This window comes from Modestobacter marinus (assembly GCF_019799945.1).
Classification (GTDB): Bacteria; Actinomycetota; Actinomycetes; order Mycobacteriales; family Geodermatophilaceae; genus Modestobacter; species Modestobacter marinus_B.
The window spans coordinates 130,782-148,553 of sequence record NZ_JABGCH010000010.1; the positions used below are offsets into that span (position 1 = coordinate 130,782).

Consider the following 17,772-nt stretch of genomic DNA (forward strand, 5'->3'; position numbering starts at 1 on the left):
TTAGTCGTCCACAAGTTCTTTCGTTTGGTTGCGTTTGCTTCGTCCAGTGGTGTTTGGTGCTCGTTGTGAGCGGACTAGCCATGTCGATGCGCCGGTGGGCCACCACCACGGCGGTCATGGGGGGTGTCGCGTGGGCGCTGTCCACCGCAGGCCCGGGCCTGGCCGAGCTGCGGGCGGTCGCCACCGATCCGCAACGGGTGGTCGACTCCCAGGGCATCGACGTGCTCCTGGTCGGCGCGGCCGGTGCGCTCGCCTGGATCTGCTGGGCCTGGGCCGCCGTCGGCCTGCTGCTCACCGGCCTGAGCGCCGTTCCCGGCTCCGGCGGCCGGCTGGCCCGGCTGCTGCTGGCCGGGGTGCTCCCCGCCGGCGCCCGCCGGGCCGCCGCGGTGGCGGTGGGCCTGAGCCTGGCGGCCACCGCGCCCACCGCGGTCTCGGTCGCCCAGGCGCCGCCGGTGGTCGCGGCCGACGCCCCGACGACCGGGGCGGCCGGAGCGACCGGGGCGGCCGGAGCGACCGGGGCGGCCGCCGTCGATTGGCCGGCCAGCGCCGGCACGGGCGTGGTCCCCGACTGGCCCGGGCGCCCGGACCCCGGCGACCACGTCGTCCTGCGCGGCGACTGCCTCTGGGACATCGCCGCCGACTGGCTGGCCAGGCAGCACCCGGGCACGCCGGTCCCCGATCCCGAGACCGCGCGTGCGGTGGCGGCCTGGTGGCAGGCCAACGCCGACGTCATCGGCCCCGACCCCGACCTGCTGCTGCCCGGGCAGGTCCTCCGGCCGCCGGCCTGAGCCCCGCCCACCCCATCGCCCGAGGAGCCGAGACCCGTGAGCGCACCGTCCCTGAGCGCACCCGCGCACCCCACCCGGCCCCGCCTGGAGCTGGTCGTCGTCCGCACCCCCGGACCACCCCTGGAGGACGAGCGGCACCCGGTCCGGCTGCTGACCCCCGGACCGCGCCCCCGGCCACTCCCCCCGGCGCCGGGCCCGCGGCCCCGGCCGGACGCACCGCCCGACACCGCCGAGGACGCCGACTTCGGCCCGACGTGGACCCGGCGCGCTCAGCTGCCCGACGCGCAGGCCGCGGGACGGCGACTGGTCACGCTCACCCTGGAGGCGTTCGCCGGCCGCCGGCCGGTGACCCAGCTGCAGCCCCTGGTGACCCCGCAGCTGTTCGCGGCGCTCAGCGGGCGCCGCCGTCCCCGGTGGTGCACGGAGGGGACCTCCCCGCTGCTGGTCAGCTCGGTGCGGGTCTGCGAGCCGGTCGACGGGGTGGCCGAGGTGGCCGCGGTGGCCCGGCGGGCGGGCCGGGCGCACGCCGTCGCGGCCCGGCTGGAGGGCATCGACGGGCGGTGGCGGTGCACCGCCCTGCAGATCGGCTGACCGTCCCGCGTAGGGGGCCGTCAGCCGGCCGAGCTCGCGGTGAGGTCCGGCAGCCGGTCGGTCACACCCAGCCTCGCCGCCCGCCACCCACGCAGGGAGCTGATGACCGCCAGCCGCTCAGCCCGGTACAGGTCTCCGTGCAGCAGCACCCGTTCCCGGAGCACGCCCAGGTCGAGCAGTCGGGCCCGCTCGACCCCGGGCAGGCACCCGGAGTCCACCGGCGGCGTCCACCACTGCCCGTCGACCTCGAGCGCGAGGGTGGCCCGGGTCGTCTCGGTCAGTTCTCCCCGCGTGTTCAGCAGGACGACGTCGTCGGCGTCGGGGCGCCGGGCACGGCGCCGGTCGTACGGCTCGCGCACGGTCGTCTTGTGGTAGAGCCAGGACTCCCCGGGGTCGACGGGTTCATCGTCGACCGCGAGCAGCACGGTGCCGGCCGCGGGTCCAGGTGGCGCCTCGACGTCGACGGCCAGCGTCCCGTCGCGCCGCAGGCGGAGCCGGACCCGTGCCGCCGGCTCCCCCGCCAGCCGCGCGGCCAGGAATCGGCGCGCCGCCGGGAGGTCGAACCGGAAGCCCAGGTGCTCGGCAGAGGCGGCCAGGCGGTGCAGATGGCGCTCCCGGTTCCGGAGACCGCGCTCCGGGTCGAGGTGCATCGTCTCCAGCAGCTCGAACTCACGGGGCCGCGCGCTGAGGACCGCCGTCTTGGTGATCACCTCCGCGTGCTCCGCGGGCGCCTCCGACCCCCAGGTGATGCCACCCCCGGTGCCGTACACGGCCTGCCCCGAGGTCGTGTCCACCGCCGCCGTCCGGATGGCCACGCTGAACCGGGCGCGGACCGGCGCACCGGGCGGCCCGACGAGACCGATCGCGCCGCAGTAGACGCCGCGCGGGTCGGGTTCGAGGGACCGGATGATCTCCATGGAGCTCGCCTTGGGGGCCCCGGTGACCGACCCGCAGGGGAAGAGCGCCCGGAACAGGTCCACCAGACCGGTTCCCGGTCGCAGCCTGGCCGTCACCTCGGAGGTCAGCTGCAGCACCGTCTCGTACCGCTCGACGGTGAACAGCGCGGGCACGTCGACGCTGCCGACCTCGGCCACCCGGGCGATGTCGTTGCGCATCAGGTCGACGATCATCACGTTCTCCGCGCGCTCCTTGGCGCTGGAGCGCAGCCGGTGGGCCAGGTACCGGTCCTCCTCCCGGTTCCGCCCCCGCCGCGCCGTCCCCTTCATCGGGCGCAGCAGCACCTCGTCGCCGCGGCGCTCGAAGAACAGCTCCGGGCTGGCGCTGGCCACGGCGAAGCGGCCGAGGTCGAGGTAGGCGTTGTGCGCCCCCCGCTGGCCCAGCGCCAGGTCGCGGTACAGCAGGAAGGGGTCCCCTCCCACACGTCCGGACATCCGGACGGTCAGGTTGCACTGGAACGTGTCCCCGGCGGCGATCCGCTCCCGGATCTGCCCGACGGCGCCGGCGTGCCCGTCCGGCGTCCACGCGGGGTGCCACTCGGCGGCCACGGGAGGCCCGACGTCGCCTGGCCCCGCGGCCTCGAGCGGCCGCACCGGCACGGGCTCGTCGCAGAGCCCGAACCACACCAGCGGCATCCCCATGGGGGTGGACCCGTGGACGGCGAGGTGCGGGTCCAGCCCGGCGGCGGCCTCGTAGGCGACGTACCCGAAGGCCCACTGCCCGGCGTCGGTGGCCCGTTCCACCTCGGCCAGGACGCCGACGACCTCCTCGGGCCGCACGGCGGTCAGCACCCGGTGCGGAGAGGAGCACTGGAGCGCGACCCCGGCCCGGAGGTCGTCGAACCGCGCCCACGGCGCGCCGGGCCGGCGGCCGGCCGCCTCGCTGGTCATCGACCGGACCGGTGCCCGGCTCAGCGGAAGACGACGGTGCTGTGCCCGTTGAGGAGCACCCGCCGCTCGCTGTGCCAGCGCACCGCTCGGGAGAGCGCGAGCGCCTCGGCGTCCTGGCCGACCGTGGACAGCGCCCGCGGGTCGTAGGTGTGGTCGATCCGGATGACCTCCTGCTCGATGATCGGGCCCTCGTCGAGGTCGGGGGTCACGTAGTGGGCGGTCGCGCCCACCAGCTTCACCCCGCGGTCGAAGGCCTGGTGGTAGGGCTTGGCGCCCTTGAACCCCGGCAGGAAGGAGTGGTGGATGTTGATCGCGCGACCGTGCAGGGCGGCGCACGTCTCGTCGGACAGGACCTGCATGTAGCGGGCCAGGACGACGAGGTCGGCCCGGTACTCGGCCACCAGCTGGAGCAGCCGCTCCTCGGCCTGCCGCTTGGTGGCCGGGGTCACCGGCACGTGGATGAACGGGAGGCCGGCCGCCTCCGCCATCGGGCGCAGGTCCTCGTGGTTGGACACCACGGCGACGAGCTCGGCCCCGAGGTTGCCGGCCCGCCACCGGAAGATCAGGTCGTTGAGGCAGTGCCCGAGCTTGGACACCATGACCACCACCCGCTGCGGCTGGCCCCCGGTGATCTGGTAGGTCATGCCGAACTCGTCGGCCACCGGCCGGAACGCCTCCGTGAAGCGCTCAGGGTCGGTGCCGTCGGCGCACACGAAGGCCGTGCGCAGGAACAAGTGGCCGCGGAGGGCGTCATCGAACTGCTGGTGCTCGACGATGTCGCAGCCGTGCTGGAAGAGGATCGAGCTGACCGCGTGGACGATGCCGGGGCGCTCGGAGCAGCTCAGCGTGAGGGTGAACGGGTGGGACATGGGTGCCTCCTCAGCACTCGACGATGTTGAGCGCCAGCCCGCCACGGGCGGTCTCCTTGTACTTGTCCTTCATGTCCGCGCCCGTCTCGCGCATCGTCTTGATCGCCTTGTCCAACGGGACGTGGTGCCGGCCGTCACCGCGGACCGCCATGCGCGCCGCGGTGATGGCCTTGATGGAGCCGACGGCGTTGCGCTCGATGCACGGGATCTGCACCAGCCCGCCGACCGGGTCGCAGGTGAGGCCGAGGTTGTGCTCGATGCCGATCTCGGCGGCGTTCTCCACCTGCTCCGGAGACCCCCCGATGACCTCGGCGAGACCCGCGGCGGCCATGGAGCAGGCCGAGCCGACCTCCCCCTGGCAGCCCACCTCCGCGCCGGAGATCGAGGCGTTCTCCTTGAACAGCAGCCCGATCGCCGCGGCGGTGAGCAGGAACCGCACCACGCCGTCGTCGGAGCAGGAGTCGACGAAGTCGCGGTAGTAGTGCAGGACCGCCGGCACGATCCCGGCGGCGCCGTTGGTCGGGGCGGTGACCACCCGTCCGCCGGCCGCGTTCTCCTCGTTGACCGCGAGGGCGTAGAGGGTCACCCACTCCATCGCGCGGAGCGGGTCGTCCTCGTCGGGGTGCTCCTCCAGCTGGGCGCGCAGCGCCGCCGCGCGCCGGCGGACCTTGAGCCCCCCGGGGAGGACGCCGGTGGCCCGGGTGCCGCGCTCCACGCACTCCTGCATCACCGACCAGATGTGCAGCAGCCCGGCGCGGACCTCCGGCTCGCTGCGCCAGGCCAGCTCGTTGGCCAGCATCACGTCACTGATCCGCAGCCCCGTCTCGCGGGTCCGGGCCAGCAGCTCCTCGCCGGTGTGGAACGGGTACCTGACGGGGGTGGGGTCCTCGACGATGGCCGGGTTGCCGGCGTCGTCCTCGTCGAGGACGAACCCGCCGCCCACCGAGTAGTACTCGCGCCGGCTGACCTCGTCGCCTGCCGCGTCCAGCGCCCGGAAGAGCATGCCGTTGGTGTGGAACGGCAGGCGCTTGCGCCGGTGCAGCACCACGTCCTGGTCCACCGAGAACGCGATGACGTGCTGACCGGCCAGGGCCAGTTCGCCCTCGCGCCGGACCACGTCGACCCGGGGTCCGGCGGTGACCGGGTCGACCAGGTCGGGGCGTTCCCCCTCGAGGCCCAGGACGACCGCCGTGACGCTGCCGTGCCCGTGCCCGGTCGCACCCAGAGACCCGAAGAGCTCGCAGCGCACGCCGGTCACCCGCTCGAGCAGCCCCTCCTCGGACAGCCGGGAGACGAACGTGGCGGCCGCCCGCATGGGACCGACGGTGTGCGAGCTGGACGGACCGATCCCCACCTTGAACAAATCGAAGGCGCTGATGGTCACGCGTGCCTCCCTCCTTGTAATCAGACGCAGATACACAGTTGGTATATCACATGTAGGATGACGGTATGTCGATCCCACTCGCGAGGCAAGGCCTCCTGGCCACCAACCTCTACGATCTGCTGGTGACCGTCGCACCGCTGGACCTGGACCCGTCGGCTGCCACGTCCCTGGCGGACAAGGCCTACGTGGCGATCCGGGATCGGCTGATCATGCTCGACATCCGCCCCGGCGACCCGATCGACGACGACGAGCTCGCCAAGGCGCTGGGCGTCGGCCGGACACCCGTGCGCGAGGCGCTCAAGCGGCTGGAGGGCGACCGGCTGGTGGTGTCCTACCCCAGGCGGGGCACGTTCGCGACGGGCATGGACATCTCCGACCTGGCGCACATCTCCGAGATCCGCGCCCAGCTCGAGCCGCTGGCCGCCCGCCGGGCCGCCGAGCGCGCCGTCCGGGGCGGCCAGGCCGAGCTCGAGGAGCTCGCCGCGCACATCGAGCAGCTGGACGTCACCCAGGTCGACCGCACCGAGCTGATGCGCTGGGACCTCGCGGTGCACCGGTCCATCTACCGGGCCGCGGCCAATCCCCACCTCGAGGACGTCCTGATCCGCTACGACAACCTGGCGACCCGGATCTTCTGCCTGTTCCTCGACCGGCTGCCCACCGTGGACGAGCACGTGCGCGAGCACGTGGAGCTGCTCCGGGCGATCGCCGCCGGCGACGCCGACCGGGCCGACGAGCTCGCCCGTGAGCACGTCCTCGGCTTCGAGGAGACCATCCGAGCGGTGATCTGAGGCGGGAGGTCCCGTCCGGTCACACCATGCCGACGGCGTCCAGCACGGCCAGGGCGTCCCGCGTGGCCGCCACGTCGTGCACGCGCAGCACGGCGGCACCTCGCTGGGCGGCGAGCACGGCTGCCGCCAGGGACCCGGGCAGCCGGTCCTCCACCGCTCGTCCGGTGAGCTGGCCGACCATGGACTTGCGCGACAGCCCGACCAGGACCGGCACCCCCAGCGCCTGCAGGTCCCGCAGGCCGGCCAGCAGCGCCCGGTTGTGGGCCAGGGTCTTGCCGAAGCCGAACCCCGGGTCGACGACCAGGTGCTCGTCGAGGACGCCCGCCCGCCGGCAGGCCCGCAGCCTCTCGGCCAGGAAGTCGCGGACCTCGGCGACCACGTCGCCGTACCGGGGGGCGCGCTGCATGCTGCCCGGCGACCCCTGCATGTGCATCAGGCACACCGGCACGCCGAGCTCGGCCGCCGCGGCCAGGGCGCCCGGCCGGCGCAGCGCCCGGACGTCGTTGACCATCCCGGCCCCGGCTGCCACCGCCGCGCGCATCACCTCCGGCCGCGAGGTGTCGATCGACAGCGGCACCGACACCCGCCGGGCGAGGGCGGCCACCACCGGCTCGACCCGCTCGAGCTCCTCGGCCACCGTGGTGGGCCGGGCGCCGGGCCGGGTGGACTCCCCACCCACGTCGATCAGGTCGGCCCCCTCCGCCGCCAGCCGCAGTCCGTGCTCGACCGCGCGGTCCACGCCCAGGAAGCGGCCGCCGTCGGAGAACGAGTCGGGGGTGACGTTCAGGATCCCGCAGACCAGCGGCCGCCCGGTGCGCAGGAGCCGGCCCACCGGGTGGACGGGAGCGGGCGGCGCCGCGAGGGCCGTGCTAGCGGGTGCCACGGCCGGTGCTGCGGGCCGCGGCCTGCACGGTGTGCTGCAGGAGCAGCGCGGTCGTCACCGGGCCGACCCCGCCCGGCACCGGGGTGAGGCCTGCCACCCGTCCGGTGACCGAGCCGGCGTCCACGTCCCCGACCAGACCGCCGTCGGCCGTCGGGTTGGTCCCGACGTCGACGACGACCACGTCCTCGGCGACGTGCTCGGCGGTGATGAGCTCCGGTCGTCCGACCGCGGCGACGAGCACGTCCGCGGTCCGGGTGACCTCGGCCAGGTCCTTGGTCCTCCGGTGGCAGACGGTCACGGTGGCGTCGCGCTGCAGCAGCAGGTGCGCCGTGGGCTTGCCGACGACGTTGGACCGCCCGACCACGACCGCGTGCGCCCCGGCCAGCGACACCCCGTGGTGGTCGAGGAGGACCAGCACGGCCTGGGCGGTCGCCGGCGCGAAGGCGGGCAGGCCCGCGGCCAGACGGCCGAGGCTCAGCGGGTTGGCGCCGTCGACGTCGTTGGCCGGGTCGATCGACGCGGCCAGGTCCTCGAAGACGGCGCCGGCCGGCAGCGGGGTCTGCAGGATGATCCCGTGCACCGCGGGGTCCTCGCTGAGCGCGTCCAGCGCGGCGCGGATCCGCTCGGGTGTCGCCGCGGCCCCGAGGTCGACCACCGAGCAGGCGATGCCGGTCTTCTCCGCGGCCCGGGCGATGGAGCGGACGTACCAGGCGCTGGACTCATCCGCCGTGGCGACCACGACGGCCAGCCCGGGGGGCGTGCCGGCGGCGGTGAGCTCCGCGGCTTGCGCCGCCACGTCCGCGCGGATGCCGGCGGCCAGGTCCTTCCCGCTCAACGTCGCGGTCATCGCACGAGTCCGACCCGGACGGCGGACGTGACCTTCTCCGCGCGCAGGACGAGGTCGTCCACGGAGTCCACGACCGCAGCGAGCGGTCCCCACGTCGTCGGGTCCTTGCCGGCGGCGAGGTTGATCTCGACGTTGACCCGCGCCGTCGTGGCCGCTGCCCGGGCCGCCTCGGCGGCGGCCGCGACGTCGCTGACCACGTTGCGGTTGCCGATCGGCAGGAGCTGCTCGGCCAACCGGAGCACCTGCTCCGCGACGGCGATGACGACCGCCGGTACGTGCGCCGCAGCGACCAGTGCCCTCCTGATGGCCTCGGACCGCGCCGCGGCCTGGTCCGGGGTCCCCTTGGGGAGCCCGTAGGCCTTCGTCACCGTGGTGAAGGCCGCGGCGTCCTCCTCGGCCAGACCCAGCGCGTTCTGGCGCAGCTGGTCGGCGGTGGCCGTGATGGTGGCGATCTCCTCGGCGTGCTCGGCGTACTTCGCCGAGTCGCTGTAGCGGGCGACCATCGCCACCAGGGCGGCGCCCTGCGCCGCGTGCAGCGCGGCGGTGGCGCCCCCTCCCGGGGCGGGCACCCTGGCGGCGAGCTGCTCCAGGAACGTCTCGATGGTGTCGGTGCGCATGGGTCCTCTCTCAGCCGCGGAGGCGGGTCATCTGCGGGTCGACGAGCGGCTCCGCGGAGACGGTCGCCCGGATGCGGGTGCCGAAGTACTCGATCTCGACGCTCGTGCCGACGGTCGCCGAGGAGGGGAGCCAGGCGTAGGCGATCGGCCGGCCGACGGTGTGCCCGAAGGCCGCGCTGGTCACGTAGCCGGCCGGTCGGCCGTCGACGTACACCGGCTCGTGGCCGAGGACGACGCTGCGCCCGTCGTCGATCGTCAGGCAGGACAGCCGGCGGCCCACCGCGTCGTCGCTGAGCCCGGCGATGGCCTCGCGGCCCACGTAGCCCTGCTTCTGCTTGCGGACGGCGAACCCGAGACCGGCCTCGTACGGGTTGTGCTCGGTGGTCATGTCGTGGCCCCAGGCGCGATAGCCCTTCTCCAGCCGCAGGCTGTTGAAGGCCGCCCGACCCCCGGCGATGACGCCGAGGTCCCGGCCGGCGCGCCACAGCACGTCCCACAGCCGCTGGCCGTTGTCGGCGCTGGTGTAGATCTCCCAGCCGAGCTCGCCGACGTACGACAGCCGCATGGCCGTCACGGGGACCCCACCGATCCGGGCCCGCTTGGCGCGGAAGAACTTGAGCCCGTCGTTCGAGAAGTCGTCAGGGCTGATCCGCTGGACGAGGTCACGGGCCCGCGGGCCCCACAGGCCGATGCAGCACGTGCCGCCGGTGATGTCCCAGATCTGCACGCTGCCGTCCTCCGGCGCCTGACGCTGGAAGTAGTCGAGGTCGAGGGGGCCGTTGGCGCCGACCTGGAACAGCTGCTCGCCCAGCCGGGCGACGGTGAGGTCGCTGCGGATGCCCCCGGCCTCGTCGAGGGCGAGCGTGTAGGTCACCGACCCGACCGACTTGCCCATCTCGCCCGTGGTCAGCCACTGCAGGAAGTCGAGGGCGCCGGGGCCGCTGACCTCGAGCCGCTTGAGCGGTGTCATGTCGTACATCGCCACCGCGGTGCGGGTCTTCCACGCCTCGGCCGCCGCGATCGGCGACCAGAACTGCGACGACCAGTCGTCCCGGGCCGGCGGCACCCACTCGGCGGGCAGCTGGTCGACCAGCTCGGCGTTGGCCTCGTACCAGTGCGGACGCTCCCAGCCGCCACCCTCGAGGAAGACCGCGCCGAGCTCCTGCTGCCGGGCGTGGAACGGGCTGATCCGCAGGTCGCGGGGGGACAGCCGGGGCTGCAGCGGGTGCAGCACGTCGTAGATCTCGACGAAGTTCTGCTGGGAGGTCTCGCTCACGTACTCCGGCGCGAGCTGGAACTCCTCGAAGCGGTGGACGTCGCAGCCGTGCAGGTCGATCTCCGACCGCCCGTCGACCAGCAGCTGGGCCACCGCTCGGGCGACCCCGGCGGAGTGGGTCACCCAGACCGCCTCGGCGATCCAGAAGCCCTTGACGTCGGCGGACTCGCCGACCAGCGGACCGCCGTCCGGGGTGAACGAGAAGACGCCGTTGAAGCCGGAGTCGATCTTCGAGGAACGCAGCGAGGGGAGCAGCAGCTGGCTCTCCTCCCAGGCCGGGGCGAAGTCCTCCTCGGTGAAGGGGAGCATCGAGGGCATGGACGACTCCCGGACGCCGTCGCCCTGGGGCAGCTCGCGCAGGTCGACCGGCATGGGCCGGTGGGCGTAGGAGCCGATGCCGAGGCAGTCGACGCGCTCGCGGAAGTAGAGGTCCTGGTCCTGGTGGCGGAGGATCGGCAGGCTCGCCTCGCTGAGCTCGTCGTTGCGGCCGACCAGCTCCGGCACCTGCCCGGTCCAGACGAACTGGTGGGCCAGCGGCAGCAGCGGCACCTCCATCCCGACCTGGGCGCCGAGCTCCACCCCCCAGAAGCCGCCACAGGACACCACGACGTCGGCGGGGATGACGCCGTCCGGGGTCCGCACGCCGGTGACCCGGCCGCCGGCCTGCTCGATGCCGGTCACCCTGGTCGAGCCCTGGAAGCGGGCTCCCCGGGCCTCGGCGCGGCGGGCCAGGGCGACGACCGCCCGGGACGCCTTGGCCAGACCGTCGGTGGGGATGTGCAGCCCGCCGAGGATGCGCTCACGGTCGACCAGCGGGTGCAGCCGCACGCACTCCTCCACGTCGATCACCTGCGCCTCGACGCCCCAGGAGGTGGCCCAGCCCTGCTTGCGGTGCAGGTCCGTCAGCCGCTCCGGCGTGGTGGCCACCTCGAGGCCGCCGACCTGGTTGAAGCACCAGGCACCGTCGACGTCGATGCCCTTGAACTTCTCGACCGTGTAGCTCGCCAGCTCGGTCATCGTCTTGGACGCGTTGGTCTGGAAGACCAGCCCGGGCGCGTGCGAGGTGGACCCCCCGGTCAGCGGGAGGGGGCCTTGGTCGACGACGGTGACGCGGTCCCAGCCGCGGGCGGTCAGCTCGTCGGCCAGGTTGGCCCCGACGATCCCCGCTCCGATGATGACCACTCGAGGGGTGGTGGACATTGCTCTGCTCCTGACGTGCCGGTGGATCCGGGGGCTGCCGACGGGCCGGTCAGCGGTCGGGGGTGGTGGTGAACTCGAGGGCTGCGTCGAGCAGCCAGTCGGCGAGGTAGCCGGCGAAGGACGACCGGACGAGGACGACGTGGTCGTCCCCGGCGTCGGAGAGGGCCAGCAGCACGACCCCGGCCTGACCGAGGGACGTCTGCGCGCTGCTGCCCCGGCCGAACACCCGCGGGTGCAGGTCGATGGAGCAGCCCTTGGCCAGGACGTCGCGCACCCGCGCCCCGGTCAGCCGCAGGCCGATCCGCTGGGCGGAGACGTCCGTCGCGGACCCGCCCAGCGGGAGGACGGCGGCGCGGACCCGGGCCTCGAGCTCCTCCGGGGTTTCCGTTGTGCTGCTCAGCAGCCACTCGTCGGGGCCGAGCCAGACGGCTCGCCCGGCATCGGCCGGGACCCAGGTGTTGGGAGCCGTCGGCAGGTCGACGCCCAGGTGGGTGCGGACCTCCGGACCGACGGCGCCGAGCCGGACGTCGACCGTGGCGACGAAGGGCTCCACGGTGATCCGCACGGTGTCCGGCAGGCGCTCGAAGGCGCTGGTCCACGCCTCGAGCGGGTGGGTGCGCAGCAGCTCAGCCATCGCGACGGGCTCCTTCGGGATCGACCAGCACCGAGCCGGTGACCTCGACCGGGACCAGGGTGCCGTTGACGGGGACGTGGACGGTGTCGCCGATGCGCTCCCGGCCGCCCTTGACCAGGGCGAGGGCGAAGGGACGCGCGAGCTCGGCGCTGCGGTAGCTGGAGGTGACGTGGCCGAGCATCGGGACCGGCGGGGGTGGCAGCTCGCCGTCGGCGAGGAACTCCACGATCTGCGAGCCCTCCGGCAGCACGGTCTGCCGGTCCACGGGCAGCAGTCCGACCAGCTGCTTGCGCCGCGGGTCCTGGTTGGCCTGACGGGCGAAGGAGCGCTTGCCGACGAAGTCGGGCTTCTTCTTCGAGACCGCCCACGCCATGCCCAGGTCGTGCGGGGTGACGGTGCCGTCGGTGTCCTGCCCGATGATCGGGTAGCCCTTCTCGGCCCGGAGCACGTGCATCGTCTCCGTGCCGTACGGCGTGATGCCGTACGGCCGGCCGGCCTCGAGCAGCCGCTGCCAGACAGCGACGGCGTACCAGGGGCTCACGTAGACCTCGAAGGCCAGCTCCCCCGAGAAGCTGATCCGGGCCAGCCGGACCGGCACGCCCTCGAGGCTGGTGTCCCGCCAGGTCATGAAGGGGAACGCCTCGTTGGAGACGTTCACGTCCGGGAACAGGGCGCCGACGACGTCGCGGGAGCGGGGGCCGACGACGGGGAAGGTGACCCACTGCTCGGTGACCGAGGTGCAGTGGACCCGCAGGTCCGGCCACTCGGTCTGGACCCACTCCTCCATCCAGTCCAGGATCTTCGCCGCCCCGCCGGTGGTGGTCAGGACGAGGAAGCGGTCCTCGGCCAGGCGCAGCACCGTGCCGTCGTCGATGACCATGCCGTCCACGCCGCACATGACGCCGTAGCGGACGGAGCCGACCTTGAGGCTGCTGATCAGGTTCGTGTAGAGCCGGTCCAGGAGGACGGCGGCGTCCGGGCCCTGCACGTCGATCTTGCCGAGGGTGGAGCCGTCGAGGATCCCGACGCCGGTCCGGGCCGCGGCGCACTCCCGGAGGACGGCGGCCTCCATGTCCTCGCCGGGCTCCGGGTAGTACCGAGGACGCTTCCACTGGCCGACGTCCTCGAAGACCGCCCCGGCCGCCACGTGCCACTGGTGCAGGGCGGTGACCCGCTCCGGGTCGAAGAGGGAGCCGCGGTCGCGGCCGGCCAGCGCGGCGAAGGCCACCGGTGTGTAGGGCGGCCGGAAGGTGGTGGTGCCGGTGTCCCGCACCGGGACCCCGAGCAGCTCGGCGGTGATGCCCGAGGTGAGGACGCCGGAGGTCTTGCCCTGGTCGTGCGCGGTCCCGATCGTCGTGTAGCGCTTGACGTGCTCGATCGAGCGGAGGCCGGCACCGACCGCGCGGGCGATGTCCGCGACCGTGGCGTCGCGCTGCAGGTCGACGAACTGGGTGGCGCCCTCAGCACCGGAGGTGTCCGGCACCCGCCACAGCACCAGCGGCGCAGTCGGGGCGACGGGCTCCGGGGCGGAGGGCAGCCGGTCGTCCGCGGCCGGGTCGATCGCCAGGGCGGACAGGGTCTCGCGAGCCACCCGCTGCCCGTCGGCCAGGCACCCGGCCAGGTCGAGCACGCCGGCGGCCGAGCCGGCGACGGACAGGCCGTCGACCTCCTCCCCCGGGACGAACGCGCCGAGGCCCTCGTCGTAGCGGAGCCGGCCGCGGGCCTGGCTGAACAGGTGCACGGCGGGGTTCCAGCCCCCGCTGACCAGGAGCACGTCGCAGGCGACCGCGCTGCTGGTGCCGACCTGTCCGTCCGAGAACGGGGCGACGAGGGCGTGCGTGACCCGCTCGACACCTTGCGTGCCCGTCACGACGGCTCCGGGGAGGACCCGGATCCCGGCGCGCTCGCACTCCTCGCGCCGGTGCGGCGGCGCCTCGGGGCGGGCCTCGACCACCGCCTGCACCCGCACGCCCGCGCGGTGCAGGTCGAGGGCGGCGTCGTAGGCGCTGTCGTTGGTGGTGAACACGACGGCCTCGCGGCCGGGCAGCACGCCGTAGCGGTGCAGGAACGTCCGCGCGGCGCCGGCGAGCATGGTGCCGGGGCGGTCGTTGTCGGCGAACACGACCGGCCGCTCGTGCGCCCCGGTCGCGGTGACGATCGACCGGGCCCGGAGGCGCCACACCCGCTGGCGCGAGACCTCCTTGGGTGCGGCGGCGCCGAGGTGGTCGGTGCGCCGCTCCAGCGCGAGGGCGAAGCCGTCGTCGTAGACGCCGAAGGCGGTGGTGCGCTGCAGGTGCAGCACCTCCGGGTGGCGGGCCAGCTCCGCGACCGCGTTCGACACCCACTCCAGCGCCGGGACGCCGTCGATCCGGTCGGTGCCCGACAGCAGGGAGCCGCCGGCCTCGGACTGCTCGTCCACCAGGGCGACGCGAGCCCCGGCCCGCGCGGCGGTGAGTGCGGCGGTCAGCCCCGCGGGACCGGCCCCCACGACGAGCACGTCGACGTGGTGGTGGACGGCGTCGTACCGGGCGGAGTCGGGCACGTCGGCCAGGCGGCCCTGCCCCGGCAGGCCGTGGGCGACCAGCCCGTCGAAGAGCTCGACGGTGCTGGCCAGCAGCATCGGCTCGGGGAAGGGCTCCTCGACCTGGACCAGGCCGCCCGGGTCCTCGGCCCAGGCCGCCGCGATCCCGCGGGGCCGCCCCAGCTTGATGCTCGTGGCGACCTGGTGCCGCCCCGCGGCGAGCAGGGCGGAGGCCAGGGTGTCGCCGGGGTGCCCGGTGAAGCCGAGTCCGTCGAAGGTGAACTGCAGCGTGGTGGCACGGTCGATGCGGCCGCCCGCGGGGGTGCGGAAGGGAGTGCTCATGGGGTCACCGGCTTCGGGTGGTCGAGGCGGTACACGCTCTCGAAGCGGTAGGTGGTGGTGTCGCGGACGGCGTTGAACCAGCGGCGGCAGCCGGCGTTGTGGTTCCAGCGCTCGGCGAAGCGGCCCTTGGTGTTGTCGCGGAAGAAGACGTAGTGCGCCCACTCCTCGTCGGAGAGCGCGGCCGGGTCGTCCGGGTAGGGGACGTGTGCCTGACCGCCGTAGTGGAACTCGGCCTCCTCGCGGGGGCCGCACCACGGGCATGGGATGAGTTGCACGGGAACTCCCTTGGTCAGTGGGCCACGGCGGCGGCGCCGTGCTCGTCGACGAGCGCCCCGGTGACGAAGCGGTCGAGGGTGAACGGCGCCACGAGCGGGTGGGGCTCGTCGTTCGCGACGGTGTGCGCCAGGGCCCAGCCGATCCCGGGGGTGGCCTTGAACCCTCCGGTGCCCCAGCCGCAGTTGAGGTAGACGTTCTCGTAGGGGGTCCGTCCGACGATCGGTGAGGCGTCGGGGCTGACGTCGACGATGCCGCCCCAGGTGCGCAGCAGGTGCGCCCGCGCGAACACCGGGAAGAGCTCGACGGCGGCGGCCATCTGGCGCTCGATGATGTGGAAGGCGCCTCGCTGGCCGTAGCCGTTGTACGAGTCGACACCCGCCCCCATGACGAGCTCTCCCTTGTGCGCCTGGGAGACGTACACGTGCACCGCGTTGGACATGACCACCGTGGGGTGCACCGGCTCGAGCAGCTCGGAGACCAGCGCCTGCAGCGGGTGGCTCTGCACCGGCACGCGGATGCCGAGCATGTCGGTGAGCACCGAGGTGTGCCCGGCAGCGCAGAGCGCGACCCGGCCGGCGGCGATGTCGCCGCGGGTCGTCCGGACCCCGGTGACCCGGTCGCCCTCGGTGGTGAACCCGGTGACCTCGCAGTCCTGGATGAGGTCGATGCCGGCCTCGGAGGCCCGGCGGGCGAAGCCCCAGGCCACGTAGTCGTGCTTCGCGATGCCGGCACGGGGCTGGTACGTGGCGCCGAGCACCGGATAGCGGATGTCGGTCGACGTGTTGACGACCGGGCAGATCTTGCGGACCTCGTCCGGCTCCAACCACTCCGCGTCGACGCCGTTGAGCTTGTTGGCCTCGACCCGGCGCACGCTGTCACGGACGTCCTGCAGCGTGTGGGCGAGGTTGAGCACGCCGCGCTGGCTGAACAGGATGGGGTAGCCGAGGTCCTCCTCGAGCCCCTCCCACAGCTTCAGTGCGTGCTCGTAGATGCCCGAGCTCTCGTCCCACAGGTAGTTGGACCGGATGATCGTGGTGTTGCGGGCCATGTTGCCGCCGGCCAGCCAGCCCTTCTCCAGGACGGCGACGTTCGTGATGCCGTGGTTCTTGGCCAGGTAGTGCGCGGTGGCCAGGCCGTGCCCGCCGCCGCCGACGATGACCACGTCGTAGGAGCGCTTCGGCTCCGGGTTCCGCCACAGGGCGTCCGGGTGCTCCGGCAGGTCCGCGCCGGGGGTGCGGGGGCTCATCGGACGACCTCCGTCAGGTCGGGGTAGAGGGGGTGGCGGTCGGCCAGCCGGGTGACCCGGCTGCGCAACTCGGTGAGCTGCTCCTCGCCCGCCGAGGGCCGCAGCGCGGCGGCGATGACGTCGGAGACCTCGGCGAAGTCCTCGAGGCCGAATCCGCGCGCCGCCAAGGCCGGGGTTCCGATGCGGACACCGGAGCTGACCATCGGCGGGCGGGGGTCGAAGGGCACCGCGTTGCGGTTGACGGTGATGCCGATCGCGTGCAGGCGGTCCTCGGCCTGCCGGCCGTCCAGCTCCGACTCGCGCAGATCCACCAGGACGAGGTGGACGTCGGTGCCGCCGCTGACCACGTTGATGCCGGCCTCCCGGGAGTCCGGGGCGAGCAACCGGTCGGCGAGGAGCCGGGCGCCGGCGAGCGTGCGCTCCTGACGCTCCCGGAAGGCCGGCTCCCCGGCCAGCTTGAAGGCGACGGCCTTGGCGGCGATCACGTGCTCCAGCGGACCGCCCTGCTGACCGGGGAAGACCGAGGAGTTGAACTTCTTCGCCAGGTCCCCCGTGGCGAGGATGACGCCGCCACGCGGACCGCCGAGGGTCTTGTGCGTGGTCGAGGTGACCACGTGCGCGTGCGGGACGGGCGACGGGTGCAGCCCGGCGGCCACCAGCCCCGCGAAGTGGGCCATGTCGACCATCAGGTAGGCGCCGACCTCGTCCGCGATCCGCCGGAACTCGGCGAAGTCGAGCTGCCTCGGATAGGCCGACCATCCCGCGATGATGAGCCTGGGCCGCCGCTCGTGGGCCAGCCGCTCGACCTCGGCCATGTCCACGAGATGGTCGTCGGGCCGCACGTGGTAGGCCGCGACGTCGTAGAGCTTGCCGGAGAAGTTCAGCTTCATCCCGTGGGTCAGGTGGCCCCCGTGGGCCAGGTCCAGCCCCAGGATCGTGTCGCCGGGCTGCAGCAGGGCGGACATCGCCGCGGCGTTGGCCTGGGCTCCCGAGTGCGGCTGGACGTTGGCGTACTCCGCGCAGAAGAGCGCCTTCAGCCGGTCGATGGCCAGCTGCTCGATCACGTCGACGTGCTCGCAGCCCCCGTAGTACCGCCGGCCGGGGTAGCCCTCGGCGTACTTGTTGGTCAGGACCGAGCCCTGGGCCTGCATCACCGCAACCGGGGCGAAGTTCTCGCTGGCGATCATCTCCAGCGTGGTCTGCTGACGGACCAGCTCGGCGGAGATCGCCTCGGAGACCTCCGGGTCGGTGTCCGCCAGGGATCGGTCGAGGACGCGGTTCAGACCGGCCGAGACCTGTCGAACCTCTTCAACCTGGACGACCATGCCGGGCGCTCCTTCTGTCATGAAATAAAGCCGAGGACTGGTATATCAGTCGTGCACCACCGTAGAGTGGGTGTCGGCCGGGGTCAAGGGGCGCCGTGAAAGGACCTCCTCCCCTCCACCGCTCGCACGTACGCGGCAGCCCTGCACGGAGGCCGCTGCGTCCGGTCCACACATCCCGAGAGGAGATCCACCGTCATGGCATACGAGGTGAAGGGCGTCGTCGCCCGCAGCAAGGGTGCTCCGGTGTCGATCGAGACGATCGTCGTCCCCGATCCCGGGCCGGGTGAGGCGGTGGTGGACGTGCAGGCCTGCGGGGTCTGCCACACCGACCTGCA

General features: G+C 73.5%; 15 protein-coding genes. 3 read left to right on the top strand and 12 right to left on the bottom strand.

Annotated elements, in window-relative coordinates:
- Window positions 1-80 precede the first annotated feature (80 nt).
- Both HK417_RS11590 and HK417_RS11595 read left to right on the top strand, forming a co-directional pair.
- Complete coding sequence (locus tag HK417_RS11590) at window positions 81-788, top strand: LysM peptidoglycan-binding domain-containing protein (RefSeq protein ID WP_222266515.1); 708 nt, start codon at window positions 81-83, stop codon at window positions 786-788.
- Between the two features lie 36 nt (window positions 789-824).
- Window positions 825-1,379 (top strand): Rv3235 family protein, encoded by a 555-nt coding sequence (locus HK417_RS11595; protein ID WP_222266516.1) that lies wholly within the window; start codon window positions 825-827, stop codon window positions 1,377-1,379.
- Between the two features lie 20 nt (window positions 1,380-1,399).
- Here the strand turns inward: HK417_RS11595 and pabB are convergent, their stop codons facing one another.
- From pabB to HK417_RS11610, 3 genes are read right to left on the bottom strand one after another with little or no spacing between them, the layout of a single operon-like run.
- Window positions 1,400-3,226: an aminodeoxychorismate synthase component I gene (gene pabB, locus HK417_RS11600; protein ID WP_222266518.1), complete on the bottom strand. Its 1,827-nt coding sequence runs from the start codon at window positions 3,224-3,226 to the stop codon at window positions 1,400-1,402.
- A gap of 20 nt (window positions 3,227-3,246) precedes the next feature.
- Entirely contained in the window at window positions 3,247-4,095 is an 849-nt protein-coding gene (purU, locus tag HK417_RS11605) for a formyltetrahydrofolate deformylase (RefSeq protein WP_222266520.1), read from the bottom strand.
- A 10-nt stretch (window positions 4,096-4,105) separates the two neighbouring features.
- Entirely contained in the window at window positions 4,106-5,479 is a 1,374-nt protein-coding gene (locus HK417_RS11610; RefSeq protein WP_222266522.1) for an L-serine ammonia-lyase, read from the bottom strand.
- A 65-nt stretch (window positions 5,480-5,544) separates the two neighbouring features.
- Here HK417_RS11610 and HK417_RS11615 point away from each other — a divergent pair, with 65 nt between their 5' ends.
- Complete coding sequence (locus tag HK417_RS11615) at window positions 5,545-6,270, top strand: GntR family transcriptional regulator (protein ID WP_222266524.1); 726 nt, start codon at window positions 5,545-5,547, stop codon at window positions 6,268-6,270.
- A 19-nt stretch (window positions 6,271-6,289) separates the two neighbouring features.
- Here HK417_RS11615 and folP read toward each other — a convergent pair whose 3' ends face one another.
- The 9 genes from folP to glyA are packed head-to-tail and all read right to left on the bottom strand — an operon-like array spanning window position 6,290 to window position 17,437.
- Window positions 6,290-7,153, bottom strand: a complete 864-nt coding sequence (gene folP, locus HK417_RS11620; protein ID WP_222266526.1) for a dihydropteroate synthase — start codon at window positions 7,151-7,153, stop codon at window positions 6,290-6,292.
- Window positions 7,140-8,000: a bifunctional 5,10-methylenetetrahydrofolate dehydrogenase/5,10-methenyltetrahydrofolate cyclohydrolase gene (locus HK417_RS11625; RefSeq protein ID WP_222266528.1), complete on the bottom strand. Its 861-nt coding sequence runs from the start codon at window positions 7,998-8,000 to the stop codon at window positions 7,140-7,142. The genes folP and HK417_RS11625 overlap by 14 nt, the downstream gene beginning before the upstream one ends.
- Complete coding sequence (locus HK417_RS11630) at window positions 7,997-8,617, bottom strand: cyclodeaminase/cyclohydrolase family protein (RefSeq protein ID WP_222266530.1); 621 nt, start codon at window positions 8,615-8,617, stop codon at window positions 7,997-7,999. Before HK417_RS11630 ends, HK417_RS11625 begins: the two co-directional genes overlap by 4 nt.
- 10 nt (window positions 8,618-8,627) lie before the next feature.
- The gene (locus tag HK417_RS11635) at window positions 8,628-11,093 is read right to left on the bottom strand and encodes a GcvT family protein (protein ID WP_222266532.1); all 2,466 of its coding nucleotides are present in this window, start codon (window positions 11,091-11,093) and stop codon (window positions 8,628-8,630) included.
- A 49-nt stretch (window positions 11,094-11,142) separates the two neighbouring features.
- A complete protein-coding gene (locus HK417_RS11640; protein WP_222266534.1) occupies window positions 11,143-11,727 on the bottom strand; it encodes a sarcosine oxidase subunit gamma in 585 nt (194 codons plus the stop codon).
- Complete coding sequence (locus HK417_RS11645; RefSeq protein WP_222266536.1) at window positions 11,720-14,590, bottom strand: 2Fe-2S iron-sulfur cluster-binding protein; 2,871 nt, start codon at window positions 14,588-14,590, stop codon at window positions 11,720-11,722. Before HK417_RS11645 ends, HK417_RS11640 begins: the two co-directional genes overlap by 8 nt.
- Window positions 14,587-14,865, bottom strand: a complete 279-nt coding sequence (locus HK417_RS11650) for a sarcosine oxidase subunit delta (protein ID WP_222266538.1) — start codon at window positions 14,863-14,865, stop codon at window positions 14,587-14,589. Before HK417_RS11650 ends, HK417_RS11645 begins: the two co-directional genes overlap by 4 nt.
- Before the next feature lie 14 nt (window positions 14,866-14,879).
- Entirely contained in the window at window positions 14,880-16,112 is a 1,233-nt protein-coding gene (locus tag HK417_RS11655; RefSeq protein ID WP_222266540.1) for a sarcosine oxidase subunit beta family protein, read from the bottom strand.
- The gene (gene glyA / locus HK417_RS11660) at window positions 16,109-17,437 is read right to left on the bottom strand and encodes a serine hydroxymethyltransferase (protein WP_222266542.1); all 1,329 of its coding nucleotides are present in this window, start codon (window positions 17,435-17,437) and stop codon (window positions 16,109-16,111) included. Before glyA ends, HK417_RS11655 begins: the two co-directional genes overlap by 4 nt.
- Window positions 17,438-17,772: the final 335 nt, after the last annotated feature.

Excerpts from the sequence above, each read along its gene's own strand:
- HK417_RS11635 (WP_222266532.1), bottom strand. The coding sequence starts at position 11,093 with ATGTCCACCACCCCTCGAGTGGTCATCATCGGAGCGGGGATCGTCGGG.
- HK417_RS11615 (WP_222266524.1), top strand. The coding sequence starts at position 5,545 with ATGTCGATCCCACTCGCGAGGCAAGGCCTCCTGGCCACCAACCTCTAC.
- glyA (WP_222266542.1), bottom strand. The coding sequence starts at position 17,437 with ATGGTCGTCCAGGTTGAAGAGGTTCGACAGGTCTCGGCCGGTCTGAAC.
- pabB (WP_222266518.1), bottom strand. The coding sequence starts at position 3,226 with ATGACCAGCGAGGCGGCCGGCCGCCGGCCCGGCGCGCCGTGGGCGCGG.
- HK417_RS11645 (WP_222266536.1), bottom strand. The coding sequence starts at position 14,590 with ATGAGCACTCCCTTCCGCACCCCCGCGGGCGGCCGCATCGACCGTGCC.
- HK417_RS11655 (WP_222266540.1), bottom strand. The coding sequence starts at position 16,112 with ATGAGCCCCCGCACCCCCGGCGCGGACCTGCCGGAGCACCCGGACGCC.
- HK417_RS11590 (WP_222266515.1), top strand. The coding sequence starts at position 81 with ATGTCGATGCGCCGGTGGGCCACCACCACGGCGGTCATGGGGGGTGTC.
- HK417_RS11630 (WP_222266530.1), bottom strand. The coding sequence starts at position 8,617 with ATGCGCACCGACACCATCGAGACGTTCCTGGAGCAGCTCGCCGCCAGG.
- HK417_RS11625 (WP_222266528.1), bottom strand. The coding sequence starts at position 8,000 with ATGACCGCGACGTTGAGCGGGAAGGACCTGGCCGCCGGCATCCGCGCG.
- HK417_RS11640 (WP_222266534.1), bottom strand. The coding sequence starts at position 11,727 with ATGGCTGAGCTGCTGCGCACCCACCCGCTCGAGGCGTGGACCAGCGCC.
- purU (WP_222266520.1), bottom strand. The coding sequence starts at position 4,095 with ATGTCCCACCCGTTCACCCTCACGCTGAGCTGCTCCGAGCGCCCCGGC.